This window comes from Atlantibacter sp. MEI4A-1023 (genome assembly GCF_056155425.1).
Map to the genome: position 1 here is coordinate 4515211 of NZ_CM149568.1, position 18374 is coordinate 4533584.

15 protein-coding genes are annotated in these 18374 nt (G+C 50.0%); 7 read left to right on the forward strand and 8 right to left on the reverse strand.

The genetic code is table 11. The features are described from left to right. Nucleotides 1-66: 66 nt before the first annotated feature. The 8 genes from ACVV26_RS21430 to ACVV26_RS21465 form a co-directional block, all read right to left on the reverse strand. Nucleotides 67-552, reverse strand: a complete 486-nt coding sequence (locus ACVV26_RS21430; protein ID WP_474799258.1) for a terminase gpP N-terminus-related DNA-binding protein — start codon at nucleotides 550-552, stop codon at nucleotides 67-69. Between the two features lie 551 nt (nucleotides 553-1103). Beyond that, nucleotides 1104-3476 (reverse strand): VapE domain-containing protein, encoded by a 2373-nt coding sequence (locus tag ACVV26_RS21435; RefSeq protein WP_313050967.1) that lies wholly within the window; start codon nucleotides 3474-3476, stop codon nucleotides 1104-1106. After that, nucleotides 3473-3901, reverse strand: coding sequence for a hypothetical protein (locus ACVV26_RS21440; protein ID WP_313050968.1), 429 nt, complete (start codon nucleotides 3899-3901; stop codon nucleotides 3473-3475). The genes ACVV26_RS21435 and ACVV26_RS21440 overlap by 4 nt, the downstream gene beginning before the upstream one ends. 137 nt (nucleotides 3902-4038) lie before the next feature. Continuing rightward, the gene (locus ACVV26_RS21445) at nucleotides 4039-4230 is read right to left on the reverse strand and encodes a helix-turn-helix transcriptional regulator (RefSeq protein WP_474799259.1); all 192 of its coding nucleotides are present in this window, start codon (nucleotides 4228-4230) and stop codon (nucleotides 4039-4041) included. Nucleotides 4231-4746: 516 nt separating this feature from the next. After that, nucleotides 4747-4968: a helix-turn-helix transcriptional regulator gene (locus ACVV26_RS21450; RefSeq protein ID WP_313050971.1), complete on the reverse strand. Its 222-nt coding sequence runs from the start codon at nucleotides 4966-4968 to the stop codon at nucleotides 4747-4749. A 558-nt stretch (nucleotides 4969-5526) separates the two neighbouring features. Next, a protein-coding gene (locus ACVV26_RS21455; protein ID WP_105580531.1) for an IS3 family transposase occupies nucleotides 5527-6647 on the reverse strand; the annotation gives its coding sequence in 2 pieces (ribosomal slippage) (nucleotides 5527-6389 and nucleotides 6389-6647; 1122 coding nt in all). A 295-nt stretch (nucleotides 6648-6942) separates the two neighbouring features. Further along, complete coding sequence (locus ACVV26_RS21460; RefSeq protein WP_474799260.1) at nucleotides 6943-8214, reverse strand: glycerate kinase type-2 family protein; 1272 nt, start codon at nucleotides 8212-8214, stop codon at nucleotides 6943-6945. Nucleotides 8215-8230: 16 nt separating this feature from the next. Continuing rightward, nucleotides 8231-9298 (reverse strand): tartrate dehydrogenase, encoded by a 1068-nt coding sequence (locus ACVV26_RS21465; RefSeq protein ID WP_064407402.1) that lies wholly within the window; start codon nucleotides 9296-9298, stop codon nucleotides 8231-8233. A gap of 219 nt (nucleotides 9299-9517) precedes the next feature. On the opposite strand from ACVV26_RS21465, the gene ACVV26_RS21470 reads away from it, so the two are divergent. The 7 genes from ACVV26_RS21470 to ACVV26_RS21500 all read left to right on the forward strand — a co-directional run bounded on the left by ACVV26_RS21470 (nucleotide 9518) and on the right by ACVV26_RS21500 (nucleotide 18341). After that, nucleotides 9518-10432, forward strand: a complete 915-nt coding sequence (locus ACVV26_RS21470; RefSeq protein WP_064407408.1) for a LysR family transcriptional regulator — start codon at nucleotides 9518-9520, stop codon at nucleotides 10430-10432. Nucleotides 10433-10848: 416 nt separating this feature from the next. Next, a complete protein-coding gene (locus tag ACVV26_RS21475; RefSeq protein ID WP_200012514.1) occupies nucleotides 10849-12144 on the forward strand; it encodes an MFS transporter in 1296 nt (431 codons plus the stop codon). A gap of 34 nt (nucleotides 12145-12178) precedes the next feature. After that, the gene (gene ttdA, locus ACVV26_RS21480; protein ID WP_074189069.1) at nucleotides 12179-13078 is read left to right on the forward strand and encodes a L(+)-tartrate dehydratase subunit alpha; all 900 of its coding nucleotides are present in this window, start codon (nucleotides 12179-12181) and stop codon (nucleotides 13076-13078) included. Beyond that, entirely contained in the window at nucleotides 13075-13683 is a 609-nt protein-coding gene (gene ttdB / locus ACVV26_RS21485) for a L(+)-tartrate dehydratase subunit beta (RefSeq protein ID WP_064407400.1), read from the forward strand. The genes ttdA and ttdB overlap by 4 nt, the downstream gene beginning before the upstream one ends. A 35-nt stretch (nucleotides 13684-13718) precedes the next feature. Then, complete coding sequence (locus ACVV26_RS21490) at nucleotides 13719-14579, forward strand: fumarylacetoacetate hydrolase family protein (protein ID WP_086817676.1); 861 nt, start codon at nucleotides 13719-13721, stop codon at nucleotides 14577-14579. 65 nt (nucleotides 14580-14644) lie between these two features. Next, on the forward strand, nucleotides 14645-16339 hold the full coding sequence (locus ACVV26_RS21495; RefSeq protein WP_064407398.1) for an NAD-dependent malic enzyme: 1695 nt from the start codon (nucleotides 14645-14647) through the stop codon (nucleotides 16337-16339). 568 nt (nucleotides 16340-16907) lie between these two features. Then, complete coding sequence (locus ACVV26_RS21500; RefSeq protein ID WP_313049510.1) at nucleotides 16908-18341, forward strand: DNA cytosine methyltransferase; 1434 nt, start codon at nucleotides 16908-16910, stop codon at nucleotides 18339-18341. Nucleotides 18342-18374 lie beyond the last annotated feature (33 nt).

The window sequence follows — 18374 nt, forward strand, 5'->3', positions numbered from 1 at the left end:
CATGCTCTCCATACCCATCATTTGTGGCGAGAGGATAGCGTCCATTTTCCCTGTTTGTCGTCTAGTTTATTCGCGTTCGATAACTACCGTTACCTTGGGCTCATCACCTGAGTCCATACCCCATGCCAAGCGCTCGGCAGACTGAATTATCTTAGTCGTTTCGGCGGCTGCTTTGGCAAGCTTCGCCTTTTCAGTGTCGCGCCCTTTGATGGCTTCCGCCAGAAGCGCACGCGGGTAATGCCACTCCTTGCGATGTCTGGCCAGCAGTGCGGCTCGCTCGTCAATCGCCTGCTGTTCTGTCACTGCCTCGACAGCCTGCTGCCGTTCCTCAGGCTTCGCGTCCTCTGGGATCTGCGCCAGCCGGGAAGCGAGGCAGTGTGCCCGCTCACTTAGTTCTGGGGAATGTTGCACCCGCTTCCAGCCATCGGCGCGAGCCCACCGCTCTACGGTTCGGCTGCTGGTGCTGATCTCCGCCGCAATCTGTTTGACGGTTTTCCTGCCAGACTCATAAAGCGCTTTAGCGGTAGCGCGCAGAACCTTTCTTTCCGCCATGTCGTAACCCTCGATTTGTCGTTCTTAGCGACAGGGTAGCGTCACGCCGTGTCGGTCAGCCTCAAATTTTTGGGGGGTGGAAAATACGCTGGAGCGACAAATCGCGCCCAACAACTGGTGAAACTGGTGACAGCTGCAACTGGAAGACACCATCGATATCCGCGCGCCAGATATGTACATGGTGAATGATGGTGAAAGAGTGGTGAATGATGGTGAAAGGCATTCACCACCATCAAACCCAGTAACTGCACGGGTTAGAGACCGGTTTGGTGAAAGCGGTGAAAGGGATGAATGAGCTTCGTCAACTTTCTCCATGGACACCATGCCGTGTAGTACCTGTCACCACTGTATACCCTACTTTTATCTAGCCGAAACTTTTCAGTAGAATTCTCTTTCACCCTTTCACCAAACATAGCAAAGCCAGCAATGGCGAGAGTTATAGCGTGGTGAAAGACCCAAAATCTCTTTCACCACTCTTTCACCATTACCATCTCTTTCACCACTAAACAAAAAAACCCCGCTGATGCGGGGCTTGGCTGGTGGCGTAGAAGTCAGATCGGACTACCTTCTTCGAAGCTGTATCGGTCTCTCCGATTATACCTCAGGAGGTACTCAACGCGACGCGAGCGGCCTTCCTTCATCTCGATTATATTCTCTGACGCCATGCGCTTCAGCGCCTTGCCATATTCACGCGCCATTGCCGGGTTCCCACCGTGGAACTGAACTACATCAGCAGCAGTAAACCAGCCTGAATCAGCCCAGTCCTTGCCAACGTGATAGTCCATGAGGAACTCATAAACGCTGCCTTTGTCAGTAAAATTGTCGTTAACGGCCGCGGCCTTCTGGAGCGTGTCTTCTGACAACATCCAGGTTTCACCAGCGTCGTACTTAGCCTTCACCTCAAGCCAAAACTGCCGAAGTGCTTCCTCGCGCTCCAGGCGAATACGCCCTTCGTTATAACTCCACCCCAGCAGATCGTTCAATGTGTCCATGTCGGCACGGCCAGCCATCTCTATTACCGCATATCGGGTTGAGCCTGTTGGGTCTTTCAGGAACCCGTCGCCGTTCACCGTACCAATGAAGCTGGTCTGGCGGCGCTTTACAGTATCAGTTCTGGCATAGGGAGAACGAAAGCGGTCGGTTGCTGATGAAAGAAACGCCTTTAGGTGACCGTTCTCCCGCTTTGTCGTACTTTCCAGTTCGGCAAACTCAAAGATCCAGCGACTGACGGCGCGTTTCACGCTGTCACGGTCTTTCGGGTTCAGGTCGCCATCGAAATAAGCGCCTTCAACAACGCCGGCGATGCGGCTCACCCAAGCAGACTTGCGAAGCGACTGATCACCCTGCAGCACTGGAACCAGTTTTGAGCTGAATTTTGGCTCATACAGACAGGCAACGCAGCCAATCAGCCAGGGAACAATAACGGATTGTGCGAAATGAGGATCTTTGGCGTTCAAGGTCGTAATTACGGCATCAACACGCGGCGCTCCATCCCACTTAGCACCATGTAGCCAGCGGCGTACCGGGTGATATGACGCTTCACGGCAAAGGGCGGGAAGATGATCGTTAATGGTATCCTTCGGCAGTCCGAGACGCTGCGTTGTTGATACCATCGCTGAATATTGCCCCTCAAGAGAACCACCAAGCTGCTCACCGTTCGCTGTCAGCACCTCATATTCACCGTCCATCTCGTTAAGGCATGGGCGCCACTCCATAATATCGCACAGAGCGCGGAGATTGGCGGCCGTGTTGAGCGGAACGGGGCCGTTTCTGGTCATGCGGACATCAGGGAGTTTGGATTCCCATCCCCCAGCGATCCCGGATCGCTCGCGGCTCTCGTCGGCATCGATAGCCACCGCATATGATGCAGGCTTGTCATCATTGGCCGCCTCTGGCGGAGTTGGTGACTTATTCTGTGACAGTTCCTTTCGAACCCCAGCTTTCAGGCAGTCAACAATCTGTTGCCCAACGGCATCAACCCCGTCTTGCTTCCAGAGATCCCAGAAATCATTGCCGCTGATCAGTCCTTCTGGCACGCACCAGAGGCCATTGACGGCTGCAGCTGCATCATGAGCGTACTTCTCGGCTCCGATGTCCGCCAGGACAATTACTGTAGCGGCAGGGTTAACCTTTTTGACGATCTTCGCAGCCCCGGCCAGGTTGCTCTTACCGAATGCGCATACAGCCGGATAAGTCGAAGCATCCATTCCAGCCGCTGCAGTAGAAAGCCCCTCAGCTACCAGCACTACATCACTTTTCTTAAAAGGTTTAAGGGGAAACAGTACATCTTTGCGCTGACAACCGCTAAGGCCGCGCTTTTCACCTTCAGGCGATATCGCTTCGATGCCGACAACTTGCTGGTCAGCATCATAAATCGGCACCAGCAGAGCATCGCTCCAGCTATTCTGTATCCACTTGCCGCGTCTTACATTGCCAAACAATATGCGACCCTTCCGCTCAAAATAAGCGTGTCCTATTAATTGATTAGAGGCGGAAGCCAGAATCTCGCGCGCGCGCTTTGCTGCTGCAGCATGCTTGCGTTGCTCTTCGGCCTTTGCTGCATGCTTCAGGCGTTCGCGTTCGGCACGATGGCGATCAATGTCTTCTGGTGTCGGTAATGGAGTTTCAGGATAGTCACCATTATCACGCCATCCGGCGTCTCGGGCGATGCCGTACAACGCAGCAACGGTAACGCCGCCGCCCTGTTTGAAGCCGCACCATACGGAGCGGGTTTCTTTTTCGCGGTAGTTGCTAGCAGGCTTCGACCATCCGTCCCAGAGAGCCAGTCCGATGTCATCAGGCCACTCGCTATGGATAGCCTGGCCGATCTTTACCCACTGACCGCGATCGCATGCCGGGTCGATGTAGTTCAGGGCTGAACGGGCGCGCTCTATGGTCTCCATACGTCGAGGCATCATGTTCATAAAGACACCTCCCCGGTCTCGCCCAGGTTCGCCACAATCCGTACGAGGTCAGCGATGTTCACCAGTTTCTGCCGTTTACGGCCGCCGCGCTGCACATAGATTTCCTGCAGATCCAGGCTGGAGACGACAATCAGGCGGTCATAGCCGTCAACGGGGATAAAATCGCCTTTTTTGGCAAGAAAGAACCGGCGATAATGTTCAGATGGGTTGTTGTAGTCAGCCTCTTTAAGGCACCCGCTCGCGAATTTTCTGCTGCCAGCAGTGATATACGGCATCGTTCTTTCAATGTGATCGCAGTTAAGGGATTCGGCTACATTTTGGATAAAATCGCGGTCTGATATCTGTTCACGCAGTGCGTCCAGTTCAAAAAACCAGGTGTTTTTGTCGCGCAGCAGCGCATTTAGGGATGTTGCCTGTTTAGTCATATTGACCTCAATATTTTTTATCAAAATTGAGGCGTTGCCGTTGACCTTTAAGCCTACTGCCGATACTATTTATTTAACAATTTTGTAGTATCAGCGACGGAAACGCCGCTCGAAGAACCCGCCGGCCAGCGGGTTTTTTATTGCCCGTTCGCAGCCATACGGCGCTGCTCAATCACTTTTTTCACATCGTTCTTGTGCCAGGCACTCTTTCCGGCACTCAATCGGAACGGTCGAGGTATCCTTCCGGCTTGCACCTCACGGTACAGTGTCGCCTTCGAGCATCTCAGCAGCTCCAGCATGTCCTGAACCAACAGATATTCACGCATCATTTCCCCCTTAGATTTCCTTTTGAGTCTCTCATCACGACGAGTCTGCCTGAGACGGTTCACTCGAAAAAAAATGCAGCCGAGAGGGCTACGAGGCTTGCCGGTGCGAACACCGCGATCAGCAGTTCGGCAGGCTTGAGCGTAAGCAGGTCAGAAATAAATTTGTTCATGATTTGTCTCCGGAAAATTTCGCCTTCCTACAGGCGTTAGGGTGTGGCTGGTGGCAGTAGGAACGGGCCCGGATAAAACCCGCGCGATGCGACTCGCGTGCCACCAGCCACATTTTTGTTACCGACTAGTGGGTTATCCAGTTCGGAGAGCGCTGAGCAACGCCCCGTCCTGATATGAATCCTAGCGTCCATCCCGCGGACATCGCAACATTAAAATTCTTTTATATCAATATGTTAATTAATCAAATTTGAGTAAGACGCTAGCATTCCCCAATGGCCATATGGCTTTTCTTGATGCCGAGTTTCCGAAATAATTTTCAAAAATCTAAAAAAAACCGGCCAAGCCGGTTTAAATGTTCTGTGTATCACGCCGCGATATCCGCTCATCAATCCAGTCCTGGATCTCTGAGCTAACCCAGCCAACGGCAGGGCGGCGAGAGCTTCTTCCAGATAAGGTAATTGGGCGCGGAAACTCGCCATCAGCAATAAGTGAATACAGCATTGATTTACCCATGCCCACCAGAGCGAGAACTTGAGCTCTGCGTAAAATGACTTTTTGTTGTTCCGCCATTGCCGGAAACCTCCACAATTATTTATCTAAGCGGAAGATACAATGCCAATAAAAACGTAACAACATGAAAAATATAGATAAACAGCTTATTAAGCTGATGCTCTAAGTTCGTTAAAATGGGAAAAACAGCCACTTAAAAAACAGCTAATTTTTTAGGGCGCTCTTAGGGCGCAGGGAAAAAGCACTAAATGCTAAAATGCGTTGACTCGGGCTTGATCTGACAGGCTTCATAGATATGACAGTCAGGTTTGAGCGATCAGCAGACATTAGCCTAACACTGACATAATCAGTTTGTTGGAAGATATCTAAAAGTGATTGGTTAGGATTACAGGGATACTTAGCTGACGTAGTTAACATCCTGTTGCATTAATAAATAGTGTGCACGTCAGATCATATTGGTAATGTCGATTGGCCACCAAACGAACCAGAAGAAAAGTTTTGGTGATATCGATACTAACAACTCTGATCATTTTCATGTGATGTTTCTCCCAGATTAATGTAGTCAGCAAAAGTATTGCATTGGCTACTTTGACCTGCCCCCAGGATTAGATACAACCTTCAGTTAGTAATGTCGGTTGGTTTTTCTTCATATTTCCCGTTTCGCCAGTCCGCTGCAAATTCAGCCGGAGTCTGGTAGTTCAGCGATGAATGTGGACGACACTCGTTATAATCCTGCCGCCAGTCATTAATCGTTTTCCTGGCGTGAACTATATCGCTGAACCAGTGCTCATTGAGGCACTCATCCCTGAATCGTCCGTTAAAACTTTCAATAAATCCGTTCTGTGTTGGCTTGCCCGGCTGGATAAGCCGCAGCTCCACCCCATGCTCATAAGCCCACTGGTCAAGTGCTCTGCAGGTAAACTCCGGCCCCTGGTCCGTTCTTATCGTCGCCGGATAGCCGCGAAACAGTGCAATGCTGTCCAGAATTCGCGTGACCTGAACGCCTGAAATCCCGAATGCGGCGGTAATCGTCAGACACTCCTTCGTGAAGTCGTCCACGCAGGTCAGGCACTTGATCCTGCGACCGGTGGCCAGCGCGTCCATGACAAAATCCATCGACCAGGTCAGGTTGGGCGCCTCCGGGCGGAGCAGCGGCAGACGTTCTGTTGCCAGCCCTTTACGACGTCGTCTGCGTTTTACGCCCAGCCCGTTAAGGTGGTAAAGGCGGTACACGCGCTTGTGATTAACATGAAGGCCTTCACGGCGCAGTAACTGCCAGATGCGTCGGTAGCCAAAACGCCTGCGCTCCAGTGCCAGCTCAGTGATACGCCCTGATAAATGCGCATCAGCAGCCGGTCGCTGAGCCTCATAGCGGCAGGTCGACAGGGACAAACCTGTAAGCCTGCAGGCACGACGTTGCGACAGACCGGTCGCATCACACATCAACACCACAGCTTCCCGCTTCTGGTCTGTCGTCAGTACTTTCGCCCCAGAGCCACCTGAAGCGCCTCCTTATCCAGCATGGCTTCAGCGAGCAGCTTCTTGAGGCGGGCGTTCTCTTCCTCAAGCGACTTCAGGCGCTTAACCTCGGGCACCTCCATACCGCCATACTTCTTACGCCAGGTGTAAAAGGTGGCGTCGGAAATGGCGTGCTTGCGGCAGAGCTCACGGGCAGAAACCCCGGCTTCGGCCTCTCGGAGAATACTGATGATCTGTTCTTCGGAAAAACGCTTCTTCATGGGGATGTCCTCATGTGGCTTATGAAGACATTACTAACATCGCGGTGTATTAATCAACGGGGAGCAGGTCAACTTTAGCAAGGGCGTCCACTGCATAACTACACTCTTGAACGGGCAAGAAAATTGGTTAAACCGTCGCTGAAATACAAAACGCCCGATGCAGTTCATCAGGCATTTTACAGGCTGGTAAGTGCCAACCTATATCAGGGCTGGTCATGCCGATTGTGCAGGAATAATTCTATTCCCCGGTTTGAACATTTAGCGGGCTTCGACGAGGTTCACAATTCTGCTTTGCTTAACCAATTAAAATTGCACGTATATCATTAACATTCGTCAATGTTGGCCCCGTTTTAATAAGGTCATTGATTCCTGCGAAGAAAGTGTAGCTGTCGTGTTCAGCCAGCATATTTTTCCCGCTTAGACCTCTTTCAATTGCACGGGCAAGCGTGCTCGGGCTGACAAACGCACCGGCCGCATCCTCTGTTCCGTCGATTCCATCACTATCTCCGGCGAGAGCCCAAATATGTTCTTCACCTGCCAATGCATTCGCAAGGCTCAGCAGGAACTCAGTATTTCGGCCACCCTGCTTCGCAACGCCTGACCCAATTGTGACCGTCGTTTCACCACCGGACAGCAATACCGCAGGTGCCGTTACAGGTTGTCCGTGATATTTAACAGAACGCGCTATTCCAGCCATCACAATGCCCAGTTGCGCACTTTCACCTTCAAGTGCATCGCCGAGAATGATAGGTGTAATCCCCATCCGACGCGCAACTTCAGCTGCGGAATGTAGCGCTTTGGCCGGTGTCGCAATCATCCGCACATCAGTCTCAATGTCCCTTTCACTCACGGCATAGCGTTCTTCTCTCAGCACATGCGCCACAGACTCCGGCAATTCCATGGAATAGCGTCTTAGAATATCTAAAGCCTGCTCATAGGTGCTCTGATCGGGTACCGTTGGTCCAGAGGCAATATACTCAGGCTGGTCGCCTGGAACATCACTGATAACTAAGGTTACAACCTTCGCGGGAAGCGCGGCATATGCCAGCCTTCCCCCTTTAATATCAGACAAATGCTTCCGTACGGTGTTCATTTCCTGAATGGTGGCACCGCTTCGTAATAACGCTTTGTTGACAGCCTGTTTTTCGGACAGCGTAATACCATTACGCGGCAACGCCATCAAAGCAGAGCCACCACCTGAAATTAGGGCGATCACCAAATCATCTGACGTCAGATTTTTTACAGCGTCCAGGATAAGCATCGAAGCCACTTCACTCATCGAATCAGAAACAGGATGTGCGGCTTCTATAATACGAATGTGTTGCGTTGCTACGGCATGCCCATAACGGGTGACAACCACACCAGAAATCGGCACATCTGACCATGCCGATTCCAGTGCTGCTGCCATTGCGCCGGAAGCCTTACCGGCCCCCACCACAATGCATCGCCCCTTGGGTGGTTCTGGCAACGCAGCAGATAAATTCACATTAGGATCGGCACTTCTCACCGCAGCATTGAACATCTCAAGCAATGCACCTCGTGCCTTTTCGTCATTCCACGTTGCCATCTTCATCCTCTGTGCCTCAAGCTTTCATAATGGCAGAGATAACCGCGTCGGTAACATCTTGTGTTGTCGCTTTCCCACCCACGTCCGGCGTTTTAATACCGGCAGCACAAACTTCCTCTACTGCCTGCATCAGACGTTGTGAAGCTTCGTGTTCACCCAGATGATCCAGCATTTGTGCAGCAGTCCAGAAAGTTGCGACCGGGTTGGCAATACCTTTACCGGTGATATCAAATGCAGAACCGTGAATTGGCTCGAACATTGACGGGAAGCGGCGTTCAGGATCGATATTGGCTGTAGGCGCAACACCCAGGCTGCCCGCTAACGCGCCGGCGAGATCGGACAAAATGTCAGCATGCAGATTTGTAGCAACAATGGTATCAAGGGTTTTTGGATGCAATGTCATGCGATGCGTCATGGCATCAACCAACATTTTGTCCCACACCACATCTGGGAACTCTTTCGCCACTTCAGCCGCGATTTCATCCCACATCACCATACCGTGACGCTGAGCATTGGATTTCGTCACAACGGTGAGTAGTTTACGCGGACGTGACTGCGCAAGTTTGAAGGCGTAGCGCATGATGCGGGTAACCCCAACGCGGGTGAAGATTGAGACTTCGGTGCCCACTTCTTCCGGTAATCCGCGATGTGCACGGCCACCAATACCAGAATACTCACCTTCTGAGTTTTCACGAACAATCACCCAGTCGAGATCACCCGGGCCAGCATTACGCAGAGGAGACTCAATACCCGGAAGAATTCTAGTCGGACGGACGTTTGCATACTGATCAAAGCCCTGGCAGATTGGAAGGCGCAAACCCCATAAAGTGATATGGTCCGGAACGTCCGGCGCACCTACGGCACCAAAATAAATCGCATCAAAATTTTTCAGTGTTTCCAGGCCGTTCTCCGGCATCATCACACCATTTTTTTTATAATAATCAGAACCCCAGTCAAAATGCTCAATCTGGAAAGTGACATCGCCCAATTTTTTTTGCAGGGTTTCTAAAACACTTACGCCTGCGGCAATCACTTCAGTACCAATACCATCAGCAGGAATAGCCGCAATTTTGTAGTTACGCATGGTAAGACTCCTAAGTCTGATTATTTTGTGTTTTTTAAATAAGTTATATTTTGACAAAAAACGTTGTGCCATCCGTCGGTGCTATTATTAAATCTCTGTCACAGTTTCGGTGGATGTCATTAATAACTCATAGAGGACAACTATCATTATCCATAAAAAGTAATTAGTATCAGCAGCATCGGTTTATACAAAAAAATGATATAATCCTTGGGGGAATTTATGGAACTTACACAGCTTCGATGCTTCATTACCGTCGCAGATGAACTGCATTTCGGGCATGCCTCGCAGAAGCTGGAGATGCATCCGTCTGCACTCGGGCGTTATATCAAATTGCTCGAAGCCAGCCTCGGCACAAGGTTGTTGTCTCGTTCCACCCGCAACGTGGCCCTGACCGCTCACGGAGCACTATTTCTTGAAGAAGCACGAGAAATTGTCTCGAGAGCCGATCAACTCCAGCTACGTTTTCAGAAACTTGCCCGGCAGAATTCCGGACGTTTGCGTATTGGTGCCATCGACAGTGCTGCAATCAGTTTAATCCCTCTGCTCCTGCATATATTCCGTGAAAAATGGCCAGACGTTGAAGTTCAAATCATGGAAGACAAAACATCAAAACTGTTGCCCAAGCTGAAATCAGGACGTCTGGATTTAATATTTATTCGTCCACCGGAAAAAATGGATAGCGAACTGGAAAATAAATTCCTGTTTTATGAAGATGTCGTTCTGGCAATATATGAACAACATCCTCTTGCGCAGAAGAATGAAATACATGCTGACGATCTTATTAACATTCCAATGATTGTTCCTGAAAGAAAAATCCGCCCCCACAGCTATGATTTAACTATGGATTTATTTAATGATGTTGATTTTAAGCCACAGTTAATAAAAATTTCTGATGAAAAGCAGACCATTATTAATATGGTTGCCGCCGAATTGGGTGCTGCTATTATGCCGCGCTGGGTCAGTCGTATGTCGGTCCCGAGTGTGAAGTTCATTCCACTGGCGAAAGAATACGTCAGCATAAGAAAAAAATTACCGATTTCTGCTGTCTGGGTTAAGGATTCCCGTGATGAAACTCGCGATAACATGATGGTCATCGTCATGCAGGAACTTGAACGTATCTCGCGGCAATATTAAAAAAGTGCCATCAGGATGGCGCTTTATCATCCTCCACGTGACCTGCCCTTTGACTAACACACCATGATTTTAGTCATCCCTTCATAAGCAACATGAGGACATCACCGTAACTCATGTGTCAATATTTGAAGTACTTCACAGATATAAACGATATCACTGAATTTTATTTGTTAGCTTTCAAGAAGATTTTGGTTAAAAACACGTTACCAATCTCATTTTAATATCCATATTTTTGATCCGTGTTGTATTTTTCAGGGGAAATGGCACTCTACGGGTCAGTATTGCATTTTTTTATATAATCACAGTGGGATGATCCCGTCATTGGCCCAGCGCATATTTGATGCCACACCCTGCAGCTAAATGTAAGTGTGACATGACGCAACTTATTATTAATTAATAATACTGGAAGGTATGCCATGACAAATTCATTAGAACTATCTGCCCTCAAAAAAATAACATGGCGAATAATGCCATATGTAATGCTGGTTTATTTCATTGGTTTTTTTGACAGGATTAATATTGGTTTTGCTGCGATCACGATGAACCAGGAACTTGGTTTTTCAGATGCCGTTTTTGGCCTTGGCGCAGGACTGTTTTTCCTTGGGTATTTCTTAACTGATGTCCCATCTAATATCATTCTGCAAAAAGTTGGACCACGCATCTGGTTAGCAAGAATCCTGTTGAGCTGGTCAGTCATTACGTATTTTATGATGAATGTCGAAACGGCTACGGAATTTTATGTCCTCCGGTTCTTGTTGGGGGTTGCTGAAGCGGGATCCTTCTCAGGGATTATCCTTTATCTCAGCACCTGGTTCCCTATTAAACGTCGCGCACAAATGATTGCCGTATTTATGGCCGCAGCGCCAATATCTGCAGTGTTGGGTTCACCTTTAGCGGGAACTATTTTAACTCTGGATGGCGCATTTGGTTATAAAGGCTGGCAGTTAATGTTCCTGTTCTGCACAGTAGCAGCCGGTGTAGTGGGCATATTCACATTGTTCTATGTGAATGACCGTCCAGAAAAAAATAAATGGCTGACAGAACCAGAAACGAAATGGCTGGTAGATACGCTGGCTGCAGAAAAACAAAACCAAAATACAACTATTAAAACGAGCATCTGGAAAGGGTTGACAGATATTCGTGTGCTGACGCTGGCCGTTGTTTATTTTGGAACATCCGCCGGGTTGTATTCTCTTAATATCTGGTCACCACAATTTATAAAAACCTTTGACCTAAGCATGATGCAAGTTGGATTTGTTAACGCCATTCCACCTGCGTTTGCGGCCGTCGCTATGATTCTGTGGGCCAGACATTCTGATAAAACCAAAGAAAGAACCTGGCATGTTGTTGGCGCCTGTTCCCTGGCGTGTATTGGGTTTGTATTAGCTGGAGTTGCTCACTCATTCCCTCTCGCTATTTTAGCGTTGGTCATGGCAAATATGGGAATCTCTTCATGTAAACCGCCTCTGTGGAGTATTCCATCGCTGTTCCTCACTGGTCCAGCCGCAGCTGCAGGGCTTGGAGCAATAAATGCAATCGGTAATTTGGGTGGGTTTGTTGGCCCAGCCATGATCGGTTGGCTGAAAGAAACAACGGGCGACTTTAGTTACGCGCTGTATTTTATTGCTGGAATGCTGGTTATTTCCGCACTACTAACACTGTCCATTGAATTCAGGCGCCGTAAATTAGAAAAACAAATTGCCTGTTCATAACGTGGTTAATTGAATTTAATAAAGGAGTTTCATTGTGAGTAATCAGAAATCTATATCCCTGTTACAGGATGTTATGGCCCGGTTCACCGGTTATATCGGAAAACGCTTACCGGCTGATGTTATTAAAAAACTGGAAGAGCTGCGCGCTAATGAAGACGCGACACTGGCTAAAGTGGTGTATGACTCCATGGCCGAAAACCAGAAAAGAGCGGATGAGCTGGATCGTCCCTGCTGTCAGGATACGGGCGTCATTCAGTATTTCATTACCACGGGCGCGAATTTCCCTTATCTCGGGCAACTGGAAGAGGTGTTAAGAAACGCCACACTGGAAGCGACCAAAAAGTCACCATTGCGCCATAACGCGGTGGAAACCTTTATCGAAAAAAATACCGGCACCAACACTGGCTCGCGGATCCCGTGGCTCGACTGGGAAATTATTCCCGATGACGACCACTGCACCATCGAGGTGTATATGGCCGGTGGGGGTTGTTCACTACCCGGTGCAGCCAAGGTACTGATGCCAGGCCAGGGATACGAAGGCGTAAACCAGTTTGTGTTTGACGTGATCACCTCTTATGGGGTCAATGCGTGCCCGCCGCTGCTGGTTGGTGTGGGCGTGTCAACATCCGTGGAAACGGCTGCGCGTCTGTCCAAAAAAGCCATTTTACGCCCGGTGGATTCACAGCACCCGAATCCGGATGCGGCAAAAATGGAAAAGTTACTGGAAGATGGGTTGAACAGGGTTGGACTGGGTCCGCAGGGTCTGGGCGGGAATGCGTCAGTGATGGGGGTCAATATTGAGTCCTCGGCTCGCCATCCTTCCACCATCGGTGTCGCCGTGTCGACGGGCTGCTGGGCACACCGTCGTGGCGCAATCCGTTTTGCTGCTGATCTCTCCTATGAAATTCTGTCCCACGAGGGTGTTGTACTATGAAAAAAATCCTGACCACGCCAATCAAAGATGAAGATTTACTGTCACTCAGAACCGGTGATGTGGTGTACCTGACCGGGACATTAGTGACCTGTCGCGACGTTGCTCACCGTCGTCTGATTGAACTGGGACGTGAACTCCCTGTTGACCTGAAAGGGCTGGCGATTTTCCATGCCGGACCTATCGTGGTGGAAAAGGGTGAAAATGAATTTGAAATGATCTCGATTGGCCCGACCACCAGTATGCGCATGGAGAAGTTTGAAAAAGAGTTCATCGAGCAAACTGGCGTGAAACTGATTGTTGGAAAAGGCGGTATGGGACCGAATACCGAGGAAGGATGTCGCCGCTTTAAAGCCGTGCATGCCATCTTCCCTGGCGGCTGTGGGGTTCTGGCGGCAACCTGTGTCGAAAAAATAGAAGATGCCCAATGGCGTGATCTGGGGATGCCAGAAACCTTATGGGTCACCCGGGTAAAAGAGTTCGGGCCGCTGATTATTTCCATTGATACCGAGGGGAATAATTTGATTGAAGAGAATAAGAAAGTCTACAACGCCCGAAAAGTTTCTATTATCGAAGAAATAAATCAGCAGATTAAATTCATCAAATGATCATGGCAGCAAACGTGTTGTTACAGGAATAAATTATGAAGTTATTAAGTTTCATCAATCCGCGTTCCGGTAAAAAAACCTGGGGACATGTTGAAGGCGACCAGGTTTATGATTTTAGCAAACGCCTGTCTGCCTATTTCCCTGATTTGAAATCAGCAATTGCCGGTAATGCACTGAATGAACTGACACATATGAAAAAAGGGGAACCGGATTTCCATCTGAGTGAAATTCGTTTTCTTCCGGTGATTGAAAACCCGAGCAAGATATTCTGTGTCGGCATGAATTACATGGAAAAGCGCGTTGAGTTTGAGCAGACCATTGATGCACCAACGTTGTTTATTCGTTTCCCTGATTCACTCTGTGCCCATGGTGAAGCGCTCTATAAACCCGAAAGCAGTAATGAATTTGATTATGAAGGTGAGCTGGCCGTGGTGATTGGCAAGCGTACCGACAACGTCACACGGGAAGAGGCTTTGCAGCACGTTGCCGGTTACAGCTGTTTTATGGATGGCTCGGTTCGCGACATGCAATATTCCTGGTTCACGTCCGGTAAAAACTGGCGCAACACGGGTGCGTTTGGTCCGTGGATGGTGACGAGTGATGAAATTACCGATCCGCAGGATTTGGAAATTGGTACCTGGCTGAACGGAAATCGTGTGCAGAATGATTCTACTCACAGCATGGTAAATACTGTTGCTAAATTAATTGAATATATTTCCCGCTTTAGTCCGCTGGAAGCCGGTGATGTCATTATCACGGGTTCACCTGGTGGGGTTGGGAAAAAACGCACCCCGCCATTATTTATGAAAGAAGGCGATTTGATTGAAGTGGAAATTGGAAAAATAGGCCGTCTGGTAAACCGGGTTTCTGCTCACTCAGTGATCGGTCATTATTAAAATATAAAGCGCCGCTGCGGTGGCGCTTATTTTAATGCTGCTGAAAACAATCAAGGTACAATCCTATGCTAGAAGAAAACAATCAGCAACGTCCTCTCTATATTCCCCACGCCGGACCTGTTTTGCTGGAAATTCCGTTGCTCAACAAAGGCAGTGCCTTCACCAGTGAGGAGCGCAGCAGCTTCAACCTTAAAGGTCTTCTGCCCCAGAATATCGAATCCATTGAAGAGCAGGTCGAGCGCGCCTACCGTCAGTTCAGGGTCTTTGGTAACGACCTGAACAAACATATCTACCTGCGCAACATCCAGGATACTAACGAGACTCTGTTTTACCGATTAATAAACAGCCACCTGACTGAGATGATGCCGATTATTTATACTCCGACGGTGGGTAAGGCCTGTGAGGAGTTCTCCAATATTTACCGCCGAGCCCGCGGTCTGTTTATCTCCTATCCGGACAAGGATCGGATTGATGACATGCTGCAAAATGCCACCAAGCAGAACGTCAAGGTTATCGTGCTCACCGATGGCGAGCGGATCCTGGGTCTGGGTGACCAGGGGATCGGTGGTATGGGTATTCCCATTGGCAAACTGTCACTCTACACCGCCTGTGGCGGTATCTCGCCAGCCTACTGTCTGCCGGTGGTGCTGGACGTGGGCACCAACAACCAGCAGTTGCTCGATGATCCCTTCTACATGGGGTGGCGCCATCCGCGCATCAGTGGCGAACAGTATGATGAGTTTGTCGATGCCTTCATCCAGGTCGCCAAACGCCGCTGGCCTAATATCCTGTTGCAGTTCGAAGACTTTGCCCAGGGTAATGCGATGCCGCTGCTCAATCGCTACAAAGACGAGCTGTGCTGTTTCAACGATGATATTCAGGGCACTGCCGCGGTAGCGTTAGGTAGCCTGCTTGCCGCCTGCAAAGCCTCCGGAACCCGGATTTCCGAAAAGCGCGTCGCCTTCCTTGGCGCGGGCAGTGCGGGTTGTGGCATCGCCGAACAGATAGTGGCACAGATGAAAGCGGAAGGGTTGACGGATGCACAGGCGCGTAGCCGGGTCTTCATGGTCGACAGATGCGGCCTCATCACCGACAAGCACCCGAACCAGCTCGACTTCCAGCGCAAACTCTCTCAGCCGCTGGAGCGGATCAGAGAATGGCCGGTGGAGGGCAACATCTCTCTGCTGGAGGTGATGGAGCATGGTCGCCCGGATATCCTGATCGGCGTCTCTGGCCAGCCGGGATTATTTAGCGAAGAGGTGGTGAAGACTATGCACAAGCACTGTGCCCGGCCTATCATCTTCCCGCTCTCTAACCCCACCTCGCGGGTGGAAGCGACTCCTGCGGATCTCATTCGCTGGACTGATGGCCAGGTGTTGGTGGCGACCGGCAGCCCGTTTGCACCGGTGGAATACAAGGGCAAGCGCTATGTCATCGCCCAGTGCAACAACTCTTACATTTTCCCGGGGATAGGGCTGGGCGTCATCGCCTCTGGTGCCAGACGGGTAACCGATGCCATGCTGATGTCAGCCAGTCGAGCCCTGGCGGAGTGCTCACCGCTGGTTAACGGGGAAGACGGCGCGCTGTTGCCGGATCTGGCAGGGATCCATCAGGTTTCTCGCCATATCGCCAGAATGGTGGCCAAGTGCGCCATGTCGCAGGGTCTGGCAGCAAAGCTCTCAGATGAAGTGCTCAACAAATCCATTGAGGCGAACTTCTGGCAACCGGAATACCGACACTATCGTCGCACTTCGTTCTAAGGTGTAGCACTGCGACATAACGTAAAAAGTGGAGTGGCCTAAAGATGCCTAACACCTCATCAGAAATATGATGTCTGCAACTGATGAGGTGGATGTGCACAGAATGGGGAACCTTTTCCCGGGTATCAGGTTGTTCCAGAAGTTAGTTGAGCACCGTCGCCATTTTCTGAATGCCAAAGAAGGCCCCGCTGTTGCATACACAGTGGAGCTGATCTGCTCCCCATTTAACGTACCGTGTTGTTAGCCATGTCCGCTTTTGGCACACAACTGCCGTTCACGTATTGTTATGTCTTCCCCCTCAACATGGGTGGCGATTTCTTGTTGGCGATGGTCAAGTAGAATGCAAAATGGTAGTCAAATGAATGCAAATACCCACATAGCTTGAAAAGTATGCTCATAGCTTGATCTTCACTGGGTTTAGCTGCCCTCTGCAAAGTCTTGCCTGAGACTAGCTCATTGAGTGTTCATCAGGCGCTCTGACAAGACACTGTTTAAATATCCAGATTAACTCTTTCCTCTGGGTCATTTGAGTGATAAAGTTTCACCCATAAGACCCCCTGGAGGCAATATGTCTGAATTTGAATTACTGGCACAGGATCTGCTTGAGAAAGCGGCAGTGGAAGAGCTGTTGCGTCAGGAAAATGATAAAAAGCTCATCGGACAGGTACTGGAAATCTATGACCAGAAATACGTGGCAGAGCTACTCAGGAAAGTCGGTAAAAATGAGTGGAGTCGCGAGACGCTTAATCGCTGGATCAATGGTAAGTGCCCGCCCAAGTCGCTGACGTCAGCAGAAGAAGCGCTTCTGCGAAAAATGCTGCCGGAAGCGCCTGCGCATCACCCGGACTATGCCTTCCGGTTTATTGACCTGTTTGCGGGCATTGGTGGTATACGAAAAGGGTTTGAGGCTATCGGCGGTCAGTGCGTGTTTACCAGTGAATGGAATAAAGAGGCAGTGCGCACGTATAAAGCCAACTGGTTTAACGACGAGCAGGCGCACACGTTTAATCTCGACATTCGCGAAGTCACGCTCAGTGACAAACCTGAAGTGCCTGAAACAGATGCCTACGCCTTTATTGACGAGCACGTGCCGGATCATGATGTACTTCTGGCCGGTTTCCCGTGTCAGCCGTTCAGCCTGGCTGGCGTAAGCAAGAAGAATTCACTCGGCCGGGCGCACGGTTTCGAATGTGAAGCTCAGGGAACGCTTTTCTTTGATGTCGCGCGCATTATTCGCGCCAAAAAGCCGGCTGTCTTTGTGCTGGAAAACGTCAAAAACCTGAAGAGCCATGACAAGGGTAAAACCTTTAAAGTCATTATGAAGACCCTGGACGAGTTGGGTTATGAAGTGGCGGATGCGGCTGACATGGGTAAAAGCGATCCTAAAGTCATCGACGGAAAGCATTTCCTGCCCCAGCACCGTGAACGTATCGTGCTGGTTGGTTTCCGCCGCGATCTGAATATTCATCAGGGCTTTACCCTGCGGGACGTCAGTCGTTTTTATCCGGAACAGCGACCGTCATTTGGCGAGCTTCTGGAGCCCATGGTTGACAGCAAATATATCCTGACGCCGAAGCTCTGGGAGTATCTTTACAACTACGCCAAAAAGCACGCGGCTAAGGGAAACGGCTTCGGTTTTGGCCTGGTCAACCCTGAAAACAAGGAAAGCGTTGCCCGTACGCTTTCTGCCCGCTATCACAAAGACGGATCTGAAATTCTGATTGATCGTGGCTGGGATATGGCTACGGGTGAAACAGATTTCGCGAACGAAGAAAATCAGGCGCATCGGCCGCGCAGGCTGACACCGCGTGAGTGCGCGCGCCTCATGGGCTTCGAGAAGCCCGACGGCAGGCCTTTCCGTATTCCGGTGTCGGACACGCAGTCTTACCGCCAGTTCGGTAACTCCGTAGTGGTCCCTGTGTTTGAAGCGGTTGCGAGACTGCTGGAACCTTACATCTTGAAAGCCGTTTCTGCCGATGCCGAGAAGGTAGAAAACATCTGAGTGCGCATCCCGGCAGAGTATGCCGGGAGATTA

Bases quoted from the DNA above. Each gene is read 5' to 3' on its own strand.
- ACVV26_RS21430 (WP_474799258.1), bottom strand. From the start codon at position 552: ATGGCGGAAAGAAAGGTTCTGCGCGCTACCGCTAAAGCGCTTTATGAG.
- ACVV26_RS21500 (WP_313049510.1), top strand. From the start codon at position 16,908: ATGTCTGAATTTGAATTACTGGCACAGGATCTGCTTGAGAAAGCGGCA.
- ACVV26_RS21470 (WP_064407408.1), top strand. From the start codon at position 9,518: ATGGAACTTACACAGCTTCGATGCTTCATTACCGTCGCAGATGAACTG.
- ACVV26_RS21445 (WP_474799259.1), bottom strand. From the start codon at position 4,230: ATGATGCGTGAATATCTGTTGGTTCAGGACATGCTGGAGCTGCTGAGA.
- ACVV26_RS21450 (WP_313050971.1), bottom strand. From the start codon at position 4,968: ATGGCGGAACAACAAAAAGTCATTTTACGCAGAGCTCAAGTTCTCGCT.
- ACVV26_RS21490 (WP_086817676.1), top strand. From the start codon at position 13,719: ATGAAGTTATTAAGTTTCATCAATCCGCGTTCCGGTAAAAAAACCTGG.
- ACVV26_RS21465 (WP_064407402.1), bottom strand. From the start codon at position 9,298: ATGCGTAACTACAAAATTGCGGCTATTCCTGCTGATGGTATTGGTACT.
- ACVV26_RS21460 (WP_474799260.1), bottom strand. From the start codon at position 8,214: ATGGCAACGTGGAATGACGAAAAGGCACGAGGTGCATTGCTTGAGATG.
- ACVV26_RS21435 (WP_313050967.1), bottom strand. From the start codon at position 3,476: ATGAACATGATGCCTCGACGTATGGAGACCATAGAGCGCGCCCGTTCA.
- ACVV26_RS21440 (WP_313050968.1), bottom strand. From the start codon at position 3,901: ATGACTAAACAGGCAACATCCCTAAATGCGCTGCTGCGCGACAAAAAC.
- ttdB (WP_064407400.1), top strand. From the start codon at position 13,075: ATGAAAAAAATCCTGACCACGCCAATCAAAGATGAAGATTTACTGTCA.
- ACVV26_RS21475 (WP_200012514.1), top strand. From the start codon at position 10,849: ATGACAAATTCATTAGAACTATCTGCCCTCAAAAAAATAACATGGCGA.
- ACVV26_RS21495 (WP_064407398.1), top strand. From the start codon at position 14,645: ATGCTAGAAGAAAACAATCAGCAACGTCCTCTCTATATTCCCCACGCC.